General features: G+C 74.8%; 15 protein-coding genes. 9 read left to right on the top strand and 6 right to left on the bottom strand.

Features of this window, described 5'->3' with window-relative positions:
* Nucleotides 1-203 precede the first annotated feature (203 nt).
* Nucleotides 204-4,325, top strand: coding sequence for a Pls/PosA family non-ribosomal peptide synthetase (locus ACFWAR_RS18460; RefSeq protein ID WP_385778335.1), 4,122 nt, complete (start codon nucleotides 204-206; stop codon nucleotides 4,323-4,325).
* 25 nt (nucleotides 4,326-4,350) lie between these two features.
* Here the strand turns inward: ACFWAR_RS18460 and ACFWAR_RS18455 are convergent, their stop codons facing one another.
* The gene (locus tag ACFWAR_RS18455; RefSeq protein WP_385778333.1) at nucleotides 4,351-5,217 is read right to left on the bottom strand and encodes an EamA family transporter; all 867 of its coding nucleotides are present in this window, start codon (nucleotides 5,215-5,217) and stop codon (nucleotides 4,351-4,353) included.
* Between the two features lie 95 nt (nucleotides 5,218-5,312).
* Here ACFWAR_RS18455 and ACFWAR_RS18450 point away from each other — a divergent pair, with 95 nt between their 5' ends.
* A complete protein-coding gene (locus ACFWAR_RS18450) occupies nucleotides 5,313-5,891 on the top strand; it encodes a helix-turn-helix domain-containing protein (RefSeq protein WP_385778473.1) in 579 nt (192 codons plus the stop codon).
* Between the two features lie 70 nt (nucleotides 5,892-5,961).
* Here ACFWAR_RS18450 and ACFWAR_RS18445 read toward each other — a convergent pair whose 3' ends face one another.
* Nucleotides 5,962-6,342, bottom strand: a complete 381-nt coding sequence (locus ACFWAR_RS18445; RefSeq protein ID WP_385778331.1) for a winged helix-turn-helix transcriptional regulator — start codon at nucleotides 6,340-6,342, stop codon at nucleotides 5,962-5,964.
* 142 nt (nucleotides 6,343-6,484) lie between these two features.
* Between ACFWAR_RS18445 and ACFWAR_RS18440 the strand changes: the two genes are divergently transcribed.
* Nucleotides 6,485-6,892, top strand: coding sequence for a RidA family protein (locus ACFWAR_RS18440; RefSeq protein ID WP_385778329.1), 408 nt, complete (start codon nucleotides 6,485-6,487; stop codon nucleotides 6,890-6,892).
* A gap of 65 nt (nucleotides 6,893-6,957) precedes the next feature.
* Here the strand turns inward: ACFWAR_RS18440 and ACFWAR_RS18435 are convergent, their stop codons facing one another.
* Complete coding sequence (locus ACFWAR_RS18435; RefSeq protein ID WP_385778327.1) at nucleotides 6,958-7,362, bottom strand: CoA-binding protein; 405 nt, start codon at nucleotides 7,360-7,362, stop codon at nucleotides 6,958-6,960.
* Nucleotides 7,363-7,471: 109 nt separating this feature from the next.
* Between ACFWAR_RS18435 and ACFWAR_RS18430 the strand changes: the two genes are divergently transcribed.
* Nucleotides 7,472-8,098 carry a YigZ family protein gene (locus ACFWAR_RS18430; RefSeq protein WP_385778325.1) on the top strand — a complete coding sequence of 209 codons (627 nt, stop codon included), beginning with the start codon at nucleotides 7,472-7,474 and terminating at the stop codon, nucleotides 8,096-8,098.
* 48 nt (nucleotides 8,099-8,146) lie between these two features.
* Here the strand turns inward: ACFWAR_RS18430 and ACFWAR_RS18425 are convergent, their stop codons facing one another.
* Nucleotides 8,147-9,100, bottom strand: coding sequence for a M56 family metallopeptidase (locus ACFWAR_RS18425; protein WP_385778323.1), 954 nt, complete (start codon nucleotides 9,098-9,100; stop codon nucleotides 8,147-8,149).
* The gene (locus tag ACFWAR_RS18420; protein WP_385778321.1) at nucleotides 9,097-9,468 is read right to left on the bottom strand and encodes a BlaI/MecI/CopY family transcriptional regulator; all 372 of its coding nucleotides are present in this window, start codon (nucleotides 9,466-9,468) and stop codon (nucleotides 9,097-9,099) included. The genes ACFWAR_RS18425 and ACFWAR_RS18420 overlap by 4 nt, the downstream gene beginning before the upstream one ends.
* Nucleotides 9,469-9,573: 105 nt before the next feature.
* Here ACFWAR_RS18420 and ACFWAR_RS18415 point away from each other — a divergent pair, with 105 nt between their 5' ends.
* The 4 genes from ACFWAR_RS18415 (at nucleotide 9,574) to ACFWAR_RS18400 (ending at nucleotide 15,447) form a co-directional block, all read left to right on the top strand.
* Nucleotides 9,574-9,954, top strand: coding sequence for a MerR family transcriptional regulator (locus ACFWAR_RS18415; RefSeq protein WP_385778319.1), 381 nt, complete (start codon nucleotides 9,574-9,576; stop codon nucleotides 9,952-9,954).
* A gap of 43 nt (nucleotides 9,955-9,997) precedes the next feature.
* On the top strand, nucleotides 9,998-11,014 hold the full coding sequence (locus ACFWAR_RS18410; protein ID WP_385778317.1) for a zinc-binding dehydrogenase: 1,017 nt from the start codon (nucleotides 9,998-10,000) through the stop codon (nucleotides 11,012-11,014).
* A gap of 240 nt (nucleotides 11,015-11,254) precedes the next feature.
* On the top strand, nucleotides 11,255-12,439 hold the full coding sequence (locus tag ACFWAR_RS18405) for an exonuclease SbcCD subunit D (RefSeq protein WP_385778315.1): 1,185 nt from the start codon (nucleotides 11,255-11,257) through the stop codon (nucleotides 12,437-12,439).
* Nucleotides 12,436-15,447 (top strand): AAA family ATPase, encoded by a 3,012-nt coding sequence (locus tag ACFWAR_RS18400; RefSeq protein WP_385778313.1) that lies wholly within the window; start codon nucleotides 12,436-12,438, stop codon nucleotides 15,445-15,447. Before ACFWAR_RS18405 ends, ACFWAR_RS18400 begins: the two co-directional genes overlap by 4 nt.
* Nucleotides 15,448-15,509: 62 nt before the next feature.
* On the opposite strand, the gene ACFWAR_RS18395 is transcribed toward ACFWAR_RS18400, so the two are convergent.
* Nucleotides 15,510-15,956, bottom strand: a complete 447-nt coding sequence (locus ACFWAR_RS18395) for an Lrp/AsnC family transcriptional regulator (protein WP_385778311.1) — start codon at nucleotides 15,954-15,956, stop codon at nucleotides 15,510-15,512.
* Between the two features lie 94 nt (nucleotides 15,957-16,050).
* On the opposite strand from ACFWAR_RS18395, the gene ACFWAR_RS18390 reads away from it, so the two are divergent.
* Nucleotides 16,051-16,566: a rhodanese-like domain-containing protein gene (locus ACFWAR_RS18390; RefSeq protein WP_385778309.1), complete on the top strand. Its 516-nt coding sequence runs from the start codon at nucleotides 16,051-16,053 to the stop codon at nucleotides 16,564-16,566.
* Nucleotides 16,567-16,625 lie beyond the last annotated feature (59 nt).

The raw sequence follows: 16,625 nt of genomic DNA, 5'->3' as shown, positions 1-16,625 counted from the left end.
GCGGGGCGCGATCCCGCCCCCTGCAAGGCTTTTGACGTGCCGTTGGGGTTCCGGACGCCCTGTTCGATTTGCGGAACAGTGGCCTCCGGGCGGTGAACCGGACACCCGCGGCCGGTATCTGTGGATGCGTGCGGGCGGCGCCGGGGACAGGTGGTTCGGCCGTGCAGAATACGCACGTCACACAGCCGAATAGAGGCGCACCGATGCCATCCCACCCGCCCGGCCCCCCACCCCGCCCGGCCTCCGCCGACCCGGCGCGGGGCGCGTGTCACCTCGGTGCGCCCCCCGCCCCCGCGCGCACGCTCCTCGACGTCCTCGACGCCACCGCGGCCGCCCACCCCGGGGCCCTCGCCCTGGACACGGGCGCCGAACGCCTCGACTACCGGCGGCTGACCGCCGAGGTCGCCGCCCGGGCCGAACTGCTGCGCCGCGCCGGGGCCGGGGCGGGGGACCGGATCGGGATCCGCGTGCCCTCCGGCAGCGCGGAGCTCTACCTGGCGGTCCTGGCCGTGCTGCGCTGCGGCGCCGCCTACGTCCCGGTGGACGCGGACGACCCCGACGAGCGGGCCGCGACCGTCTTCCGCGAGGCGGGCGTCTGCCTGGTCCTCGGCGCGGACGGCGAGGTGGCGCCCGGCGCCGTACCGCCCGCCGGGGCCGCCGGCGGCGCCCGCCGGGCGGCCCGCCCGCAGGACGACGCGTGGATCATCTTCACCTCGGGCTCCACGGGCGCCCCCAAGGGCGTGGCCGTCAGCCACCGCAGCGCCGCCGCGTTCGTCGACGCCGAGGCCGGGCTGTTCCTGCGGGAGCGCCCGCTCGGGCCCGGTGACCGGGTGCTCGCCGGGCTCTCCGTGGCCTTCGACGCCTCCTGCGAGGAGATGTGGCTGGCCTGGCGCCACGGCGCCTGCCTGGTCCCGGCCCCGCGGGCGCTCGTGCGCGCCGGGCACGAGCTGGGCCCCTGGCTCGTCGAGCGGGGCGTCACCGTCGTCTCGACCGTGCCCACGCTCGCCGCGCTCTGGCCCGCCGACTGCCTGGACCGGGTCCGGCTGCTCATCGTCGGCGGCGAGGCCTGCCCGGCCGAGCTCGTCGACCGCTTCGCGATCGGCGGGCGCGAGATGTGGAACACCTACGGGCCCACCGAGACCACCGTCGTGGCCTGCGCCGCACGGCTGCGGCCCGGCGAACCCGTACGCATCGGACTGCCCCTGGACGGCTGGGACCTGGCCGTCGTCGACGAGGCGGGGGAGCCCGTCGCGCCCGGCGCCGAGGGCGAGCTGGTCATCGCCGGCGCGGGCGTCGCCCGCTACCTCGACCCGGTCAAGGACGCGGAGCGCTTCCGGCCCTGCGCGGCGCTGGGCGCCGCCCGCGCCTACCGCACCGGCGACCTCGTGCTGGCGGACCCCGAGGGGCTGGTCTTCACCGGGCGGGCGGACGACCAGATCAAGCTCGGCGGCCGCCGGGTGGAACTCGGCGAGATCGACGCCGCCCTGAGCGCCCTGCCCGGGGTGCTCGGCGCCGCCGCGGCCGTGCACGCCACCCCGGCCGGCGGCCAGGTGCTCGCCGGGTACGTCGTCCCCGCGCCCGGCTACGACCGCACCCGGGCCCGGGAGGCCCTGGCCCGGGCGCTGCCCGCGGCGCTGGTGCCCGTACTGGCCGAGATCCCCGAACTGCCCACCCGCACCTCCGGCAAGGTCGACCGCGACGCCCTGCCGTGGCCGCTGCCGGAACCCGCGCGGCGGGCGGGCGGGGAGAGCGGGACCGGGTCGTCGGACCGGACAGCGGCCTCGGGCGCCTCGGGGGCGTCGGAGGCCGTGGGGTCGGAGCCGCTCGGGGCGGTCGCCGCGGAGCTCGCAGACCTGTGGGCGCAGCTGCTCGGCAGCCGCCCCGGGCCGGGATCCGACTTCGTCGCCCTGGGCGGCACCAGTCTGACGGCCGCGCGGATGGCCTCGCGGCTGCGCGAGCGGTACCCCGGAGTATCGGTCGCGGACCTCTACCGGAACCCGGTGTTGCGGGACATGGCCGCACACCTGGAGGGCCTCGCCCCGGCCGGGGCGGCGCCGGGGGCGGCGTCGGGTCCGACCGCGGCCACCTCCGGGTCCGCGTCCGCGGCTTCGGCTTCGGCTTCGGCCTTGGCATCGGAGTCCGCGCGGGGGACGGTCGGGGCCGTGGCCCCGCCGCCGCTGCGGCGTCGCACCGGCGCGGCCCAGATCCTCGTCCAGTGCGCCCTGTTCGGCGTGACCGGGCTGCGCGGGCTGGTCGCCCTGGCGGTCATCGACAACCTCCTCGCCGTGCTGGCCCCCAAGGCCTGGGCCCCGTACACCTCGTGGTGGTTGGTGCTGGCCGGATGGGCGGTGCTGTTCAGCGCCCCGTCCCGGTTCGCCCTGGGTGCGGCCGCCGCGCGGCTGCTGACCCGGGGGATCGTCCCCGGCGCCTACCCGCGCGGGGGCAGGGTCCACCTGCGGCTGTGGGCCGCGGAACGCGCCGTGGCCTCCTTCGGCGTCCCCGCGCTGCTCGGCACCCCGTGGGCCGCCCGGTACGCGCGGGCGCTCGGCTGCGCCACCGGAAAGGGGGTCGCGCTGCACGCGATGCCGCCGGTGACGGGGCTCGCCGAGCTGGGCGACGGCTGCGCCGTCGAGCCCGAGGCCGACCTGTCCGGGTGGTGGGTGGACGGCGCGACCCTGCGGGTGGGGGCGGTGCGGGTGGGCGCCGGAGCCCGGGTGGGGCACCGGTCGATGCTCATGCCGGGCGCGGTGGTCGGACCCGGCGCCGAACTGACCGGCGGCGGCTGCCTGTCGGGCGAGATCCCCGCGGGCGCCAGCTGGGAGGGCTCACCGGCCCGCCCGACCGCGCGGCCGGAGCGGACGACCGCAGCCGAGCGGGCCGCCGCGCGGCGGCCCGCGGGCGGCGAACCCGCCGGGAGGTCCCGCCCAGGTCTCTGGAAGGCCTGCTACGCCGTGACCCTCGGCGTGCTCCCGCTGCTCCCGCTCCTCGCCGGCGCGCCCGCACTCGTCGGGACCTACTACCTCGTCAAGGACTGCGTGAGCCTCGGCTCCGTCGCGCTGTGGCTGCTGCTCACCGTGCCCGTCGCGACCTGCGTCACCACCCTGTGCTGGATCCTCACCGTGGCCGCGGTCGTCCGCCTCCTCGGCCGCGGCATCACCCCGGGCACCCACCCCGCCGACGGCGGCGTCGCCTGGCGGGTCTGGCTGGTGCACCGGCTCCTCGGCGGCTCGCGGGCCGCCCTCTTCCCGCTGTACGCGAGCCTCGCCACGCCCCTGTGGCTCCGGCTGCTCGGAGCCAGGGTCGGCCGACGGACCGAGATCTCCACCGTGCTGCCCCTGCCCTCGCTGCTCACCGTCGAGGACGGCGCCTTCCTCGCCGACGACGTGCTCGCCGCCCCGTACGAGCTGCGCGACGGCCGGATGCGGCTGGGCGCGGTCCGCGTCGGGCGGCGCGCCTTCGTCGGGAACTCCGGCATCGTCGGCCCCGGGCGCACCGTGCCCGACCACGCGCTGATCGGGGTCCTCTCCGACGCCCCCGCGCACAGCGCGCCCGGGACCTCCTGGCTGGGTCGGCCGACGATGCCGCTGCCGCGGGTGGCGGCCACGCCGGACGCGGGGCGCACCTTCGAGCCGGCACCCCACCTGGTGCTGGCCCGCGGGCTGGTCGAGCTGTGCCGACTGATCCCGCTGATGTGCGGACTGGCGCTGGCCGAGGGGGTGCTGCTCGCGCAACAGGACGCCCTCGACTCGGGCGGCCTCTGGCTCGCCGCCGTGGTCGGCGCACCCCTGTTGCTGGCCGCGGGGGTGGCCGCCGCCCTGACGGCGACCGCCGCGAAGTGGATGCTCGTGGGCCGCTTCCGGGCGACGGAACACCCGTTGTGGAGCTCTTTCGTCTGGCGCAACGAGCTCTACGACACCTTCGTGGAATCCCTCGCCGTGCCGTGGCTGGCCGGCCCCTTCACGGGGACGCCCGTCCTGAACTGGTGGCTGCGCAGCCTGGGGGCCCGGATCGGCCGGGGCGTGTGGTGCGACACGCACTGGCTTCCGGAGACGGATCTGATCGCGCTCGGGGCGGGAGCGAGCGTCAACCGCGGCTGTGTGCTCCAGACGCACCTGTTCCACGACCGGATCATGCGGATGGACACGGTCGATCTCGCCGAGGGCGCCTCGCTCGGCCCGCACAGCATCGTGCTGCCGGGCAGCGCGGTCGGCGCCCACGCTTCGGTCGGTGCCTCCTCCCTGGTGATGCGCGGTGAGACCGTCCCACCGGCGACCCACTGGGCGGGCAACCCGATCGCCGGGGCCGCCGCCCCCGCCATCGAATGACCCCCACCGGCCGTCCCCGGGCCGGCTACCCCGCTGCCAGCAGGACGGTGCCGGCCAGGGCGAGGCCGGCCCCGGCCGCCTGGACCGTGCGCAGCCGTTCCTTCAGGAGGGCGAAGGCGGCGAACGCGGTGACGACGGGGTACAGCGAGGACAGTACGGCGGCCACCGTCACCGGACCGTTCTGCGCGGCGACGGAATAGGTGCCGTTGGCCGCGACGTCCGCCAGCCCGACGAAGGCGAGCGCGGGCAGCAGGGTCCACAGCAGCGCGGGGCCGCCGCCCGCCGGGAGCACCCGGTTCCCGCGCCGGGCCGAGGCCCAGAGCGCGGCCCCGCCCGCCGCCACGTTCGTCACGCGCTGCACGAAGAGGGCCAGGAACAGGCTGGTGAGTCCGCTGGACGCCTCCGAGATGAGCGCCATGACCGCGCCGAAGCCGAAGGCCGCGCCCAGGGTGAGCAGCACCGCCTGCCGCTGTACGGGCGCCCCGCGCAGCTCGGGCCCGCCCGCCAGCAGGATCCCGACCAGCGCCACCGCGATGCCCGCGACCTGGCCGAAGCCGGGCCGTTCGCCGAGGGTCAGACCGACCCCGACCGGGACGACGACGCCCAGCGAACCGAGCGGCGAGACCACGCCCATCGGGCCCAGCGCGAGCGCCTTGTAGAAGCTCAACATGGCGAGGGGGCCCACCAGACCCGCGGCCACCGCGAACCACAGCTGCGGTCCGGCCTCCCGCCAGGCGCCGGTGCCGAGGACGATCGAGCCGAGCACGACGACGGTGACGGCCTGCGAGGCGACGACCACGGTGAGCGCGGGCAGCCTGCGCGTCAGCAATCCGCCCCCGAAATCGGCGAGACCCCACAGAATGGCTGTGGCCAGGGCGAACAGGGCGGTCATGGAAGGACCTCGCAGTACAGTGCATTGAACCGGTGAGTGCACTGCACGTTAGTTCAGCCCATTGAACTCTGTCATCCAAAATATTGGACGGTATGGTGTCGGATCTCGAACAGCTCACCCAGGCGCTCGCCCGGAACCTCAAGAAGTGCCGAGGTGAACGCGGTTTCACCCTGGACGCGCTGGCGGCCCGCGCGGGAGTGAGCCGGGGGATGATCATCCAGATCGAGCAGGCCCGTACGAACCCCAGCGTCGGCACCACGGTCAAACTGGCCGACGCCCTCGGGGTCAGCATCACCACGCTGCTCGACCACGAGCCCGGCCCTCAGGTGCGCGTGGTGCTCCCGGGGCAGGGCGTGCGCATGTGGTCGACGGACGGCGGCAGCGCCAGCGACATGCTGCTCGGCGACGACCGGCGCGGACCGCTGGAGATGTGGACCTACCGGCTGGAGCCGGGCGAGGGCACCGACTCCGACCCGCACCCGGCCGGCACCGTCGAGATGATGCACGTCACCGCGGGCGAGCTCACGCTCGTGCTCGACGGGGAGCGGTACGCCGTACCGACGGGCGGGGCCGTGTCCTTCGAGGCGAACGCACCCCACGCCTACCGCAACGACGGCCCCGTGCCGATGGAGATGACGATGGCGGTGTCCATCCCGCCCGCGGGCCGCCCGTAGGGGGCCTGTCCGGGCGGGCCCCTGTCCGGACCCGCGCGCTGCCGGACGCGGGTCGGCGCAACCGTTCGCGTCAGGCGTCGAAGCGGCGGGTCGAGGCCTCGATGTGACCGAAGTACCGGTGGGTCCAGTCGCACAGCCCCTCGATGGTCGCCCGCAAGGCCTGGCCCGGCTCGGTGAGGGTGTACTCGACCCGCGGCGGGACGACGGGGTGCACGGTCCGTTCGAGCAGGCCGTACCGCTCCAGCATCCGCAGGTTCTGGGTCAGCATCTTGTGGCTGATGCCCTCGACCTCGTCACGCAACGTGCTGAAGCGCAGGGTCCGCTCGCCCAAGGCTTCGATGATCAGGAGCGCCCACTTGTTGGCGACGTCCGAGAAGATCTCCCGCCCCAGCGAGTCCGCCCGCCTCAGGTCCGCCTCGTCGCGCGAGCCTGTGAGCTGCTTGGTCACCATCAGGTTCCCCAGTCACCGAAAAGTGCGTTCTTCCATGTCAGCGACCACTCTCCTACGGTTCCTGAGTAACCACAAGAGAGCGGGTCCCGGGTGGCTCGACGGAAGCGATCCCACGCCCGCCCGTGCAACGGAGGCGGACAGCATGGCCATCACCCTGGTGAACCCCAAGGGGCTGCCGGAAATCGACGCGTACCGGCAGGTGTCGATCGCGACCGGGTCGAGGCTGGTCTTCATCGCCGGACAGGTCGCCTGGGACTCCGACGGCGTCACGGTCGGTGACGGCGACCTCGCCGCCCAGGTCGAGCAGTGCTACCTGAACATCGGCACCGCCCTGGCCGAGGTCGGCGCCTCCTTCGCCGACGTGGCGAAACTGACCGTCCACGTCGTCGACTGGACCCCCGACAAGATGCCCCAGCTGATGGACGGGATCACCCGGGCCGCCGCGAAACTGGGCACCGCGCCCGTCCCGCCGGCCTCCCTGCTGGGCGTCGCCGCCTTGGACGTGCCCGAGCACCTGGTCGAGATCGAAGCCACCGCCGTCCTCGACTGATCGGACGTTCCGACCATCGGGACGACCTCCGCACCGGCCGCGCCCCGGTCAGGGGCGCGGCCGGGTCACAGGGCCGGGATCTCGATGGCCGGGCAGCGGTCCATGACCATGTCCAGCCCGGCGGAGGTGGTCCGCTCGAAGGCGTCCTCGTCGACCACGCCCAGCTGGAACCAGACGGCGCGGGCGCCCGCCGCCGCGGCCTCGTCGGCGACCGGACCGGCCAGCGCGCTGTTCACGAAGACGTCCACCACGTCCACCGGGAAGGGGATCTCGGCCAGCGAGGCGTAACCCCGCTCGCCGTGGACCGTCTCCGCCTTCGGGTGCACCGGCACCACCCGCTTGCCGAAGCGCTGGAGCACCCGCGCCACGCCGTAGGCGGCGCGGTCGCTGTTGTTGGACAGTCCCACCACGGCCCAGGTGTCGCCGTGCTGGGTGAGGATCCTGCGGATGGTTTCCGAGTCGCCGTACACGCGTGCCGCCTCCTGCTCCCGCGGGCCGGCCGGGTGCCGCCCGCACCCGGCTTCAACAGGGAGGACACCCGTCCGATTCCCCCGTCCGATTCCCTTTAGGGTGGAGCGGGTGAAGGCAGACCAGTACGTCACGGTGGCCCGCGAGGGCGTCCACGAGTCCGAGATCAACCGCTCGCGCTTCCTCTGCGCGCTCGCGCCCGCCGCGACCGAACGCGAGGCCCAGGACTTCGTCGCCCGCATCCGCAAGGAGCACCCCACCGCCTCGCACAACTGCTACGCCTACGTCGTCGGCGCGGACGCCTCCGTCCAGAAGGCCAGCGACGACGGGGAACCGGGCGGCACGGCCGGAGTGCCCATGCTCCAGATGCTGATGCGGCGCGACATCCGCTACGCCGTCGCCGTGGTCACCCGCTACTACGGCGGTGTGAAACTCGGCGCGGGCGGACTGATCCGGGCCTACGGCGGAGTGGTCGGCGAGGCCCTCGACGCGCTGGGCACGGTCACCCGACACCGCTACCGGCTCGCCACCGTCACCGTCGACCACCAGCGCGCCGGCAAGACCCAGAACGACCTGCGCTCGACCGGCCGGACCGTGGTCGACCTGCGCTACGGCGCCGCCGTGGAGATCGAGATCGCCCTGCCCGAGGCCGACCTGCCCGCCTTCGAGGCGTGGCTCGCCGACAGCACGGCGGGCAGCGCGACCCTCACCCTGGGCGGGGAGACGTACGCCCCCTGAGCGAGGAGGCCGGGCGGGCGACGGGGACGGCGGATCCGCCGCCCCGGGTCAGCGCCCCGCCGACTCGCCCTGCGCCGCCTCGATGCCCGCGTGCAGGTCCACCGCGGCGTCCAGGGCCGCGCCGCCGGACAGGGTCAGACAGGTCAACAGGGCCAGGGCGGTGAGGTGCCGCGCGGTACGGGGGCGCGCCGCGTCCGCCGCCCCCACCGGTCGGCCCAACAGGGCCGCCACCCGGCGCGGTACCGGACCGGCCGTCGCGGCCAGCGCGAAGGTCGGACGCGCCGGGCCGGACGCCCCGGCCGCACGGGCGGCGAGCGCGGCCCGGCCGATGGCCCGGGCGGTCAGCGCGCGGTCACCCGTGGCGCGCGCGGCGGCCTCGTCGGCGCTGCGCTCCAGGGCGTAGGCCAGCGGTTCGCGCAGGGCGCGCAGGGCCGGATGGCACAGGGCCGCCAGATCGGTCACGGCGGCGAAGAGGTGGTGACGCTCGCGCAGGTGGGCGCGTTCGTGGGCGAAGAGCGCCTCGCGCTCGGCGGCCGTCAGCGCGCCCAGCATGCCGGTGGTCACCACGATCCGACCGGGGCGCCCGGGCAGCGCGTAGGCGTCCGCCCCCGGCTCGTCCAGGACGACCAGTTCTCCACCGGCCCGCGCCGCGAGCCGGCCGGCGCGGCGCAGCTGGGCCCGGCGCCGGCTCGCGGCCCGCACCAGCAGCGCGGCGGAGCAGCCCAACAGGGCCGCGGCCACGACGGCCACCGCCACCACGGCGTCGGGCGAACCGGTCCGCAGCGGAGTGAGCAGCTTGCCCAGCGCCGCGACGGCGCGCAGGTGCGTGGCGCCCGGGACCACGAGCAGGGCGAGGGAGGCCGTGCTGGCCAGGGCCAACGCCGCCGCGGCGGAGGTCAACAGCCACACCGCGTGCCGCGGGGGCAGGCAGGTCGCCAGCCGTCGGCCCACGGGCCCGGCGAGGAAGGGGACCAGCAGCGGCAGCCAGACCGCGTAGATCACGCACCGCCCCCGTCGAGCAGGGAGCGCAGCAGCTGCTCGTCGTCGTCGCTCAACTGCGAGACGAAGCGGGTCAGCACCGCGCCCCGGTCCTCGGTCTTCTGCAGCTCCGAGTGCATGCGACGGGCCGTGAGCCCGGAGGCGTCCTCCGTCGCCAGGTAGGCGAACCCGCGACCGGAGCGGGTGCGGGACACCGCGCCCTTCTCGTGCAACCGGGTCAGGATCGTCGTCACCGTCGTCCGCGCGTGCGACGTGCCCAGGGCCTCCTGGACCTGGCCGGGGGTCAGCGGGGCGCCGGCCGCCCACAGGGCCGCCAGCACCGACGCCTCCAACTCACCGGCCGGCAGCCGGTCCGGGTTGGCCTCAGCCATGGGGCGCTCCTCACGCTTCCTCCGTCTACGGTGATGTAGACCGTCTACCGCAGTGTAGTGCGGCGCCGCCGGAAGACCACGGGCCGGTCGGGCGTTCGGTCGAGCATGAGGATCGGTGAGGCATCCAGGGCCACTGGCGTGAGCGTGCGGTCGTTGCGCTTTTACGAGGACGAGGGCCTGATCGTCCCGGGGCGGCACGACAACGGGTACCGCGACTACTGCGCCGTCACCGTCGAGCGGGTGCGGGTCATCCGCTCACTGCTGGAATCCGGGCTCCCGGTGCGGTTGATCAAGGAGGTCCTGCCCTTCCTCGCCGAGCATCCGAACGGCGGGGCGGCCGCCCTGTGCGGGGAGTTCCTCGACGAGGTGCGGGACTACCACGGCCGACTCACCGAACGGATCGCCGCGCTCACCGCCCAACGGGCGGCGCTGGAGTCCTTCCTGAGCACCGCGCGGCCTCCGGCCACCGCGGGCCCCCGCCCCTGACCCTTGACCTTGACGTGTGCGTGAGGCTCCTACGGTCGCCGGCATGGAGATCCTTCAGCAGCGCGACAGCGGCGAACCCACGATGCGGGCCCTGGTCCAGCAGTCCCAGGCCGGGCCGCGGGACCTGGCCCTCGTCACCGACCGCCCCCGCCCCGCTCCGGGGCCGGGCGAGTACCTGATCCGCGTCGGGGCGGCCGGAATCAACTACGCCGACGTCATGCAGGCGCACGGCACCTACGGCGGCGGTCCGCGCGCGCCCTACGTCGCGGGCTTCGAAGCGGCCGGCACGATCGAGGCCGTAGGCCCGGACACCGCGGACCCCCTCCCGGTGGGCACCCGGATCGTCGGGGCCGGTGCGGGCGCGTTCGCCCCGTACATGGTCATGCCGGCCGCCGGCGCCCTGGCGGCGCCGCCGGGCTGGAGCGATGCCGAAGCCCTCGGCATGGTGCTGAACTGGGCGACCGCGCTGGCGGCGCTGAAACCGTTGGGCGGGCTCGCGCCCGGCGAGGTGGTCCTCGTCCACGCGGCGGCGGGAGGCGTGGGCCAGGCCGCGGTCCGCCTGGCCCGGCACTACGGGGCGCGCGTCATCGCCACCGCCTCGCCCGCCAAGCACGACACGGTCAGGGCGCTCGGGGCCGAGGCGGTCCTCGACGGCTCCCGGCCCGACCTCGCCGAGGCGATCACCCGGCTGACGGGAGGCGTCGACCTCGTCCTGGAGTCGGTGGGGCGGGCCACCTTCGACACCAGCCTCCGCGTCGCCCGCCCCTTCACCGGGCGGATCGTCGTCTTCGGCGCCTCCTCCGGAGACGCCGCCCTGACCACCCACGACCTCGTCTTTACCCACCACGTACAGCTCAGGGGCCTGCACATCGGCGCCCTGGCCTCGAAGGCCCCGGCCCTCTACCGGTCGCTGATCGCCGAGCTGCGGGAACTCGTCGCACAGGGCGCCTACCCGCCGGGCACCCCCCGGCTCCACCCCCTGCACGAGGGCCCCGCCGTCCTGCGGCAGCTCGAATCCCGCCGAACGACCGGCAAACACGCCCTCGACCCGTGGCGGTGAGGCCGTGGCCGTCCGCGGCCGTCCGTGGTCGCCGGCAGCCGCCCGTGGCTGCGCGCCGGGGCCCCGCGCGCGCCCGGCGGACCGGTCGTCCGCCCCCGGGCGCCAGTGGCAAACTGAGAACCGAGACGGACCGGACGCCGATTCGCGTTAGCGTGGTGGGTGCCTGCCGCGGCGCCCGTAGGGGGTCCGTGCTGGTCCCGGAGCTGGAGGAACGGTAAAAGTGCAGGTCGGAGCGGCATTGTGAGGATCCTCCACACCTCCGACTGGCATCTCGGCCGGGCCTTTCACCGGGTCAATCTGCTGGGGGCGCAGGCGGCCTTCGTCGATCACCTCGTCGAGACCGTGCGGGAGCGCGAGGTGGACGCCGTGCTCGTCGCGGGCGACATCTATGACCGGGCCGTGCCGCCGCTGCCCGCCGTCGAGCTGTTCGACCAGGTCCTGCGACGGCTCGCCGAACTCGGCGTGCCGACCGTGATGATCTCCGGGAACCACGACTCCGCCCGGCGGCTCGGCGTGGGGGCCGCACTGATCGGCCGCGCCGGGATCCACCTGCGGACCGACCCCGAAGGCTGCGCCGACCCCGTCGTGCTCACCGACGTACACGGCGACGTGGCGTTCTACGGGCTGCCGTACCTCGAACCGGCCCTGGTCAAGGACACCCTCGACGCGCCGAAGGTCAGCCACGAGGCGGTGCTCGGCGCCGCCATGGACCGGATCCGCGACGACCTCGCCACCCGTGGCCCCGGCGTCCGCTCGGTCGTCCTCGCGCACGCCTTCGTCACCGGCGGCCAGGCCAGCGACAGCGAGCGCGACATCGCGGTCGGCGGGGTCGACTCGGTGCCCGTCGCCGTCTTCGACGGAGTCGACTACGCCGCCCTCGGCCATCTGCACGGCAGTCAGACGATCAACGAACGGGTCCGCTACTCCGGTTCCCCGCTCGCCTACTCCTTCTCCGAGGTCCACCACCGCAAGACGATGTGGCTGATCGAACTCGGTGCCCCGGGCACGAGCCCCGTGGCCGAGCGGATCGACACCCCCGTGCCGCGCCCGCTCGCCCGCATCCGCGGACCCATCGAGGAACTGCTGGAGGACCCCGCGCTCGCCGGACACGAGCAGGCGTGGGTGGAGGCCACCCTCACCGACCCGGTCCGGCCCGAGGACCCGATGGCCCGCCTCGTCGCCCGCTTCCCCCACACCCTCAGCCTCGCCTTCGACCCCCAGGGCCGCGAGGAGGACGACGGCGCCTCCTACGCCCAGCGCCTCAAGGGCCGCAGCGACCAGGAGATCGCCGAGGACTTCGTCACCCACGTGCGCGGCGGGGGCTCCGCCGACGAGGGCGAACGGGCCGTGCTGCGGGCCGCCTTCGACGACGTCCGCGTCGAAACCGCCGCTTTGGAAACCGGACGTCAAGGGCGGGACCGATGAGGCTGCACCGACTCAAGGTCACCGCCTTCGGGCCCTTCGCCGAAGCGCAGGAGATCGACTTCGACACGCTCTCCGGCGCCGGGATCTTCCTCCTGCACGGACCCACCGGAGCGGGCAAGACCTCCGTGCTCGACGCGGTCTGCTACGCCCTGTACGGCTCCGTGCCCGGCCCCCGCCAGGCACCCGGCACCAGCCTGCGCAGTGACCACGCCGGTCCCGAGGAGGCCACCGAGGTCACCCTCGAACTCACCGCGGGCGGGCGCCGCCTGGAGATCACCCGGCGCCCGGAACAGCCCCGCCCTAAGAAGCGGGGCACCGGCACCACCAAGGACAAGGCCCAGAGCTGGCTCCGCGAACACCTCGGCGACACCGGCTGGCAGGGACTCAGCCGCTCCCACCAGGAGATCGGTGAGGAGATCGAGCAGCTCCTCGGCATGAGCCGCGAACAGTTCTGCCAGGTCGTACTGCTGCCCCAGGGCGAGTTCGCACGCTTCCTGCGGGCCGACGCGGAAGCCCGCGGCCGTCTGCTGGGTCGGCTCTTCGACACCCGCCGCTTCGCCGCCGTCGAAGCCCTGCTCGCCGAACGGCGCAGGGCCGCCGAGGCCAAGGTGCGCGCGGGCGACGAGAGGGTGCTCGGCACGGCCCAACGGCTGGCCCAGGCCGCCGGGGACAGCGCGGACCTGCGCGCCTGGCCGCTGCCCGGACACCAGCCCGGCGACCCCGGGCTCGCCGAGGCCGTACGGGCCTGGGCGGCCGTGGCGCGCAGCTCGGCCCGGGAACGGCTGACCGTGCGCGAGCACGCCCTCACCGTCGTCGAAGCCCGGCACGCGGCAGCCCGCCGGGCCGCCGAAGGCGCCCGCGAACTCGACCGGCTCCAGCGGCGGCACGCCGAAGCCGTCCACCGCGCCGAGGTCCTCGCCGACGCCGCATCCGAACGGGAACGGCTCCGCGAACGCCTCGACCGGGCCCGCCGGGGCGCCCTGGTCGCCCCCGCCCTCGACCTGCGCGACGCCGCGGCCGGCGCCCACCGGGCCGCCGTACACGCCGTCGACGACGCGCGGCAGCGCCTGCACTCCGACCTCGTCGAGGCGAGCGCCGAACAACTCGCCGCCCTCGAACAGCGGCTGCGCGGCGAGGTCGGCGCGCTCGGCGCCGCCCAGCGCGCCGAACAGCGCAGCGCCGACATCTCCCGCGAACGCGCAGCCCTGGAACGCGAGTCCCGTGCCGCCGAGGAACAACAGCAGGAATCCGCCGACTGGCTCGCCCGCTGGGAGCCCCTGCGGGCCGCGCTGCGCGAACGCGTGGACATCGCCCAACAGGCCGCGACCCAGGCCGAACACCTGGCGGGGCGGCTGGAGCCCGCCCGACTGCACCTGGCCGCGGCCCGCCGCCGGGACGCGCTCGCCGCCGAAGCCGAGGCCACCGCCGGAGAGCTGCTCTCCGTACGCGAGGAGTCCGCGACGGCCCGGGAGCGCTGGCTGGAGCTCAAGGAGACCCGGCTGCGCGGGATCGCCGCCGAACTCGCCGAGGCACTCGTCACGGGGCAACCGTGCACCGTGTGCGGCTCGGCCGACCACCCCGCACCCGCCCGCCCCGCCCCCGGCCATGTGGACCGCGCCGCCGAGGACACCGCCCACGCCCGCTTCGAGCAGGCCGAGGAGCGCCGCGCGACGACCGAGCGCAGGCTGGCCGCCGTACGCGAAGCCCGTACCGAGGCGGCGGCCGCCGCCGGGGACGCCACCACGGCCGAACTCCTCGACCGCACCCGGGAACTGACCGATCGGCACGCGGCGGCCCACTCCGCGGCGGCAGGACTGCACGGAGCCCGCGAACGACTGGCCCACGCCGAACGCGAACACGCCTCCCGCAGCGCCGACCGGCTCGAAGCCGAACGCCGCATCGCCGCCCGCTCCTCGCGCCGCGAAGTCCTGGACGAGGAACAACGAGCACTGGAAGAGGAACTGGCCCGGGTCCGAGCCGGCTCGGCCAGCGTCGCCGACCGGGCCAGGCTGCTGGAGACCCGGGTCCGCCTGGTGGCGGACGCGGCGGGCGCGCTGCACCGCGAAGAGGCCGCTGCCGAACGCCTCAAGGAAGCCGACGGCCGCCTCGCAGACGCCGCCTTCCGCGAGGGCTTCGACACCACCGTGGCCGCCGCCGACGCGGTCCTCGCCGAATACGAGCGCAGCGCCCTGCAACGTCGTGCGGATGCCTGGCAGGCCGAAGAGGCGCTGCTGGCCGACCGCTTCGCCGAGGTCGACGCCGCCCGCGCGGCCGAAGAGCCGCCCGCGGACCCGCGCGCCGCCGAGGAGCGCGCCGAGCGGGCCGCGGCCCGACTGCGCACCGCCGGTTCGGCCGCCGACGCGGCCCGGCTGCGCTGCACCGAACTGGACCGGCTGTCCCGGCAGATCGAGAACGAGCTGCGCGCGCTCGGCCCGCTCCGCGAGAGCTACGACCGGGTGGCCGCACTGGCCGCTCTCACCGCCGGCACCTCCGCCGACAACGAGCGCAAGATGCGCCTGGAGGCCTACGTGCTGGCCGCGCGGCTGGAACAGGTCGCCGCGGCCGCGACGGTACGGCTGCTGCGCATGTCCGGCGGCCGGTACACGCTGGTCCACTCGGACGCCAGGGCGACCGGGCGGGGCCGGTCGGGCCTGGGCCTGCACGTCGTGGACGCCTGGACCGGCAGCGAGCGGGACACCGCCACCCTTTCGGGCGGCGAGACCTTCTTCGCCTCGCTGGCCCTGGCCCTCGGCCTCGCCGACGTGGTGACCGACGAGGCGGGCGGGATGCGCCTGGACACCCTCTTCATCGACGAGGGCTTCGGCAGCCTCGACGAACAGGCCCTGGACGAGGTGCTCGACGTACTCGACTCGCTGCGGGAGCGGGATCGCAGTGTCGGGATCGTCAGCCACGTCGCGGACCTGCGCACGCGGGTCGGGACCCAGTTGGAGATTGTCAAGCAGCGGGGTGGTTCCGTGGTGCGCCACCACACGGGCGGCGCCTCGTAACCGAGGATGCCGGAGCGGGCGTCACCGCGCCGTCACTGCGTGTAGTCAATCCTTGCGTTCCGTCACGGACTCAGGGGGCGGCGGGACAGTGGCGAGGAGTAGATGACGCTCGTCGTCACCGATCCGAGTCCGGCGATCTTGCCCGTGATCTCCTCCAGGTGCGCCATCGAGCGGGCCACGACCTTGAGGACGAAGCAGTCGTCTCCCGTGACGTGGTGGGCTTCCAGGATCTCCGAGGTGCTCTCCAGCAGGGCGTGGAACGGCTTGTAGTTCCCGTGCGGGTAGCGCAGCCGGACCAGCGCCATGATGGACTTCCCGAGCTTCTCCGGGGCGACCACCGCGGTGTACCCGGTGATCACGCCCGCCTCCTCCAGTCGGCGCACCCGCTCGGTGACGGCGCTCGGGGACATCGAGACCGCGCGTGCCAGCTCGGCGAAGCTGGCGCGGCCGTCCTGCTGGAGGGCTTCCAGGATGCGCCAGTCGGTGGCGTCGGGGGAATAGTCGGTCATGTGCCAGGTCTAGCAGGGGAAATCACGGTTGGACAAGGTGACGGCAGTGGAATTCCACTTCCGAAGATGATCAGTCGAACGTAGATTCTGAGCCATGACGACGACGCAGCAGCCCACCGCCACCGTGCCCACCACCAACTCCGTCCTGCGGGTGCCCCCGGCCGCCCCGGCCGTGGCCGCCGCCTACTTCGCCGCGAGCCTCGCCTTCCACGCCGACGTCTCCGACGTCGCCGGCGCCTTGAAGGACCACCGCGAGCAGGGCGCCGAGCTCGGCTTCCAGATCATCGACTCGCGCTCCACCCCCTCCTGGGACCAGGCGCACGTCCCCGGGGCGATCCACCTGCCCACGGCCCTCATCCCCGAGCAGGCCGAGCGGCTCCTCGACAAGAACGTGCCCGTGGTCACCTACTGCTGGGGGCCGGGCTGCAACGGCGCGACCCGCTCCGCCCTCGCCCTCGCCCAGCTCGGCTTCCAGGTCAAGGAGATGCTCGGCGGCATCGAGTACTGGATCCGCGAGGGCTTCGAGGTCGAGACCTGGCAGGGCAGCGAGCAGCGCGCCGAGGCCGACCCGCTGACCGCCCCCACCGACTCCGACGACTGCGGCTGCTGACACCCGCCCCGCGGTCCCCGTACGACGACGGGCCGTTCGCCCCCCGCCGGGGGCTGTCT

Origin of the sequence: Streptomyces sp. NPDC059917 (assembly GCF_042730635.1) — a bacterium.
Taxonomy (GTDB): domain Bacteria; phylum Actinomycetota; class Actinomycetes; order Streptomycetales; family Streptomycetaceae; genus Streptomyces.
Note: the sequence above shows the minus strand (reverse complement) of the source record. Positions and strands in the feature narration are given on the sequence as shown.

What these genes read in the sequence shown, in the direction of transcription:
- ACFWAR_RS18390 (WP_385778309.1), top strand. Translation starts at nt 16,051, where the DNA reads ATGACGACGACGCAGCAGCCCACCGCCACCGTGCCCACCACCAACTCC.
- ACFWAR_RS18440 (WP_385778329.1), top strand. Translation starts at nt 6,485, where the DNA reads ATGGCCATCACCCTGGTGAACCCCAAGGGGCTGCCGGAAATCGACGCG.
- ACFWAR_RS18455 (WP_385778333.1), bottom strand. Translation starts at nt 5,217, where the DNA reads ATGACCGCCCTGTTCGCCCTGGCCACAGCCATTCTGTGGGGTCTCGCC.
- ACFWAR_RS18415 (WP_385778319.1), top strand. Translation starts at nt 9,574, where the DNA reads ATGAGGATCGGTGAGGCATCCAGGGCCACTGGCGTGAGCGTGCGGTCG.
- ACFWAR_RS18445 (WP_385778331.1), bottom strand. Translation starts at nt 6,342, where the DNA reads ATGGTGACCAAGCAGCTCACAGGCTCGCGCGACGAGGCGGACCTGAGG.
- ACFWAR_RS18420 (WP_385778321.1), bottom strand. Translation starts at nt 9,468, where the DNA reads ATGGCTGAGGCCAACCCGGACCGGCTGCCGGCCGGTGAGTTGGAGGCG.
- ACFWAR_RS18400 (WP_385778313.1), top strand. Translation starts at nt 12,436, where the DNA reads ATGAGGCTGCACCGACTCAAGGTCACCGCCTTCGGGCCCTTCGCCGAA.
- ACFWAR_RS18460 (WP_385778335.1), top strand. Translation starts at nt 204, where the DNA reads ATGCCATCCCACCCGCCCGGCCCCCCACCCCGCCCGGCCTCCGCCGAC.
- ACFWAR_RS18395 (WP_385778311.1), bottom strand. Translation starts at nt 15,956, where the DNA reads ATGACCGACTATTCCCCCGACGCCACCGACTGGCGCATCCTGGAAGCC.
- ACFWAR_RS18410 (WP_385778317.1), top strand. Translation starts at nt 9,998, where the DNA reads ATGGAGATCCTTCAGCAGCGCGACAGCGGCGAACCCACGATGCGGGCC.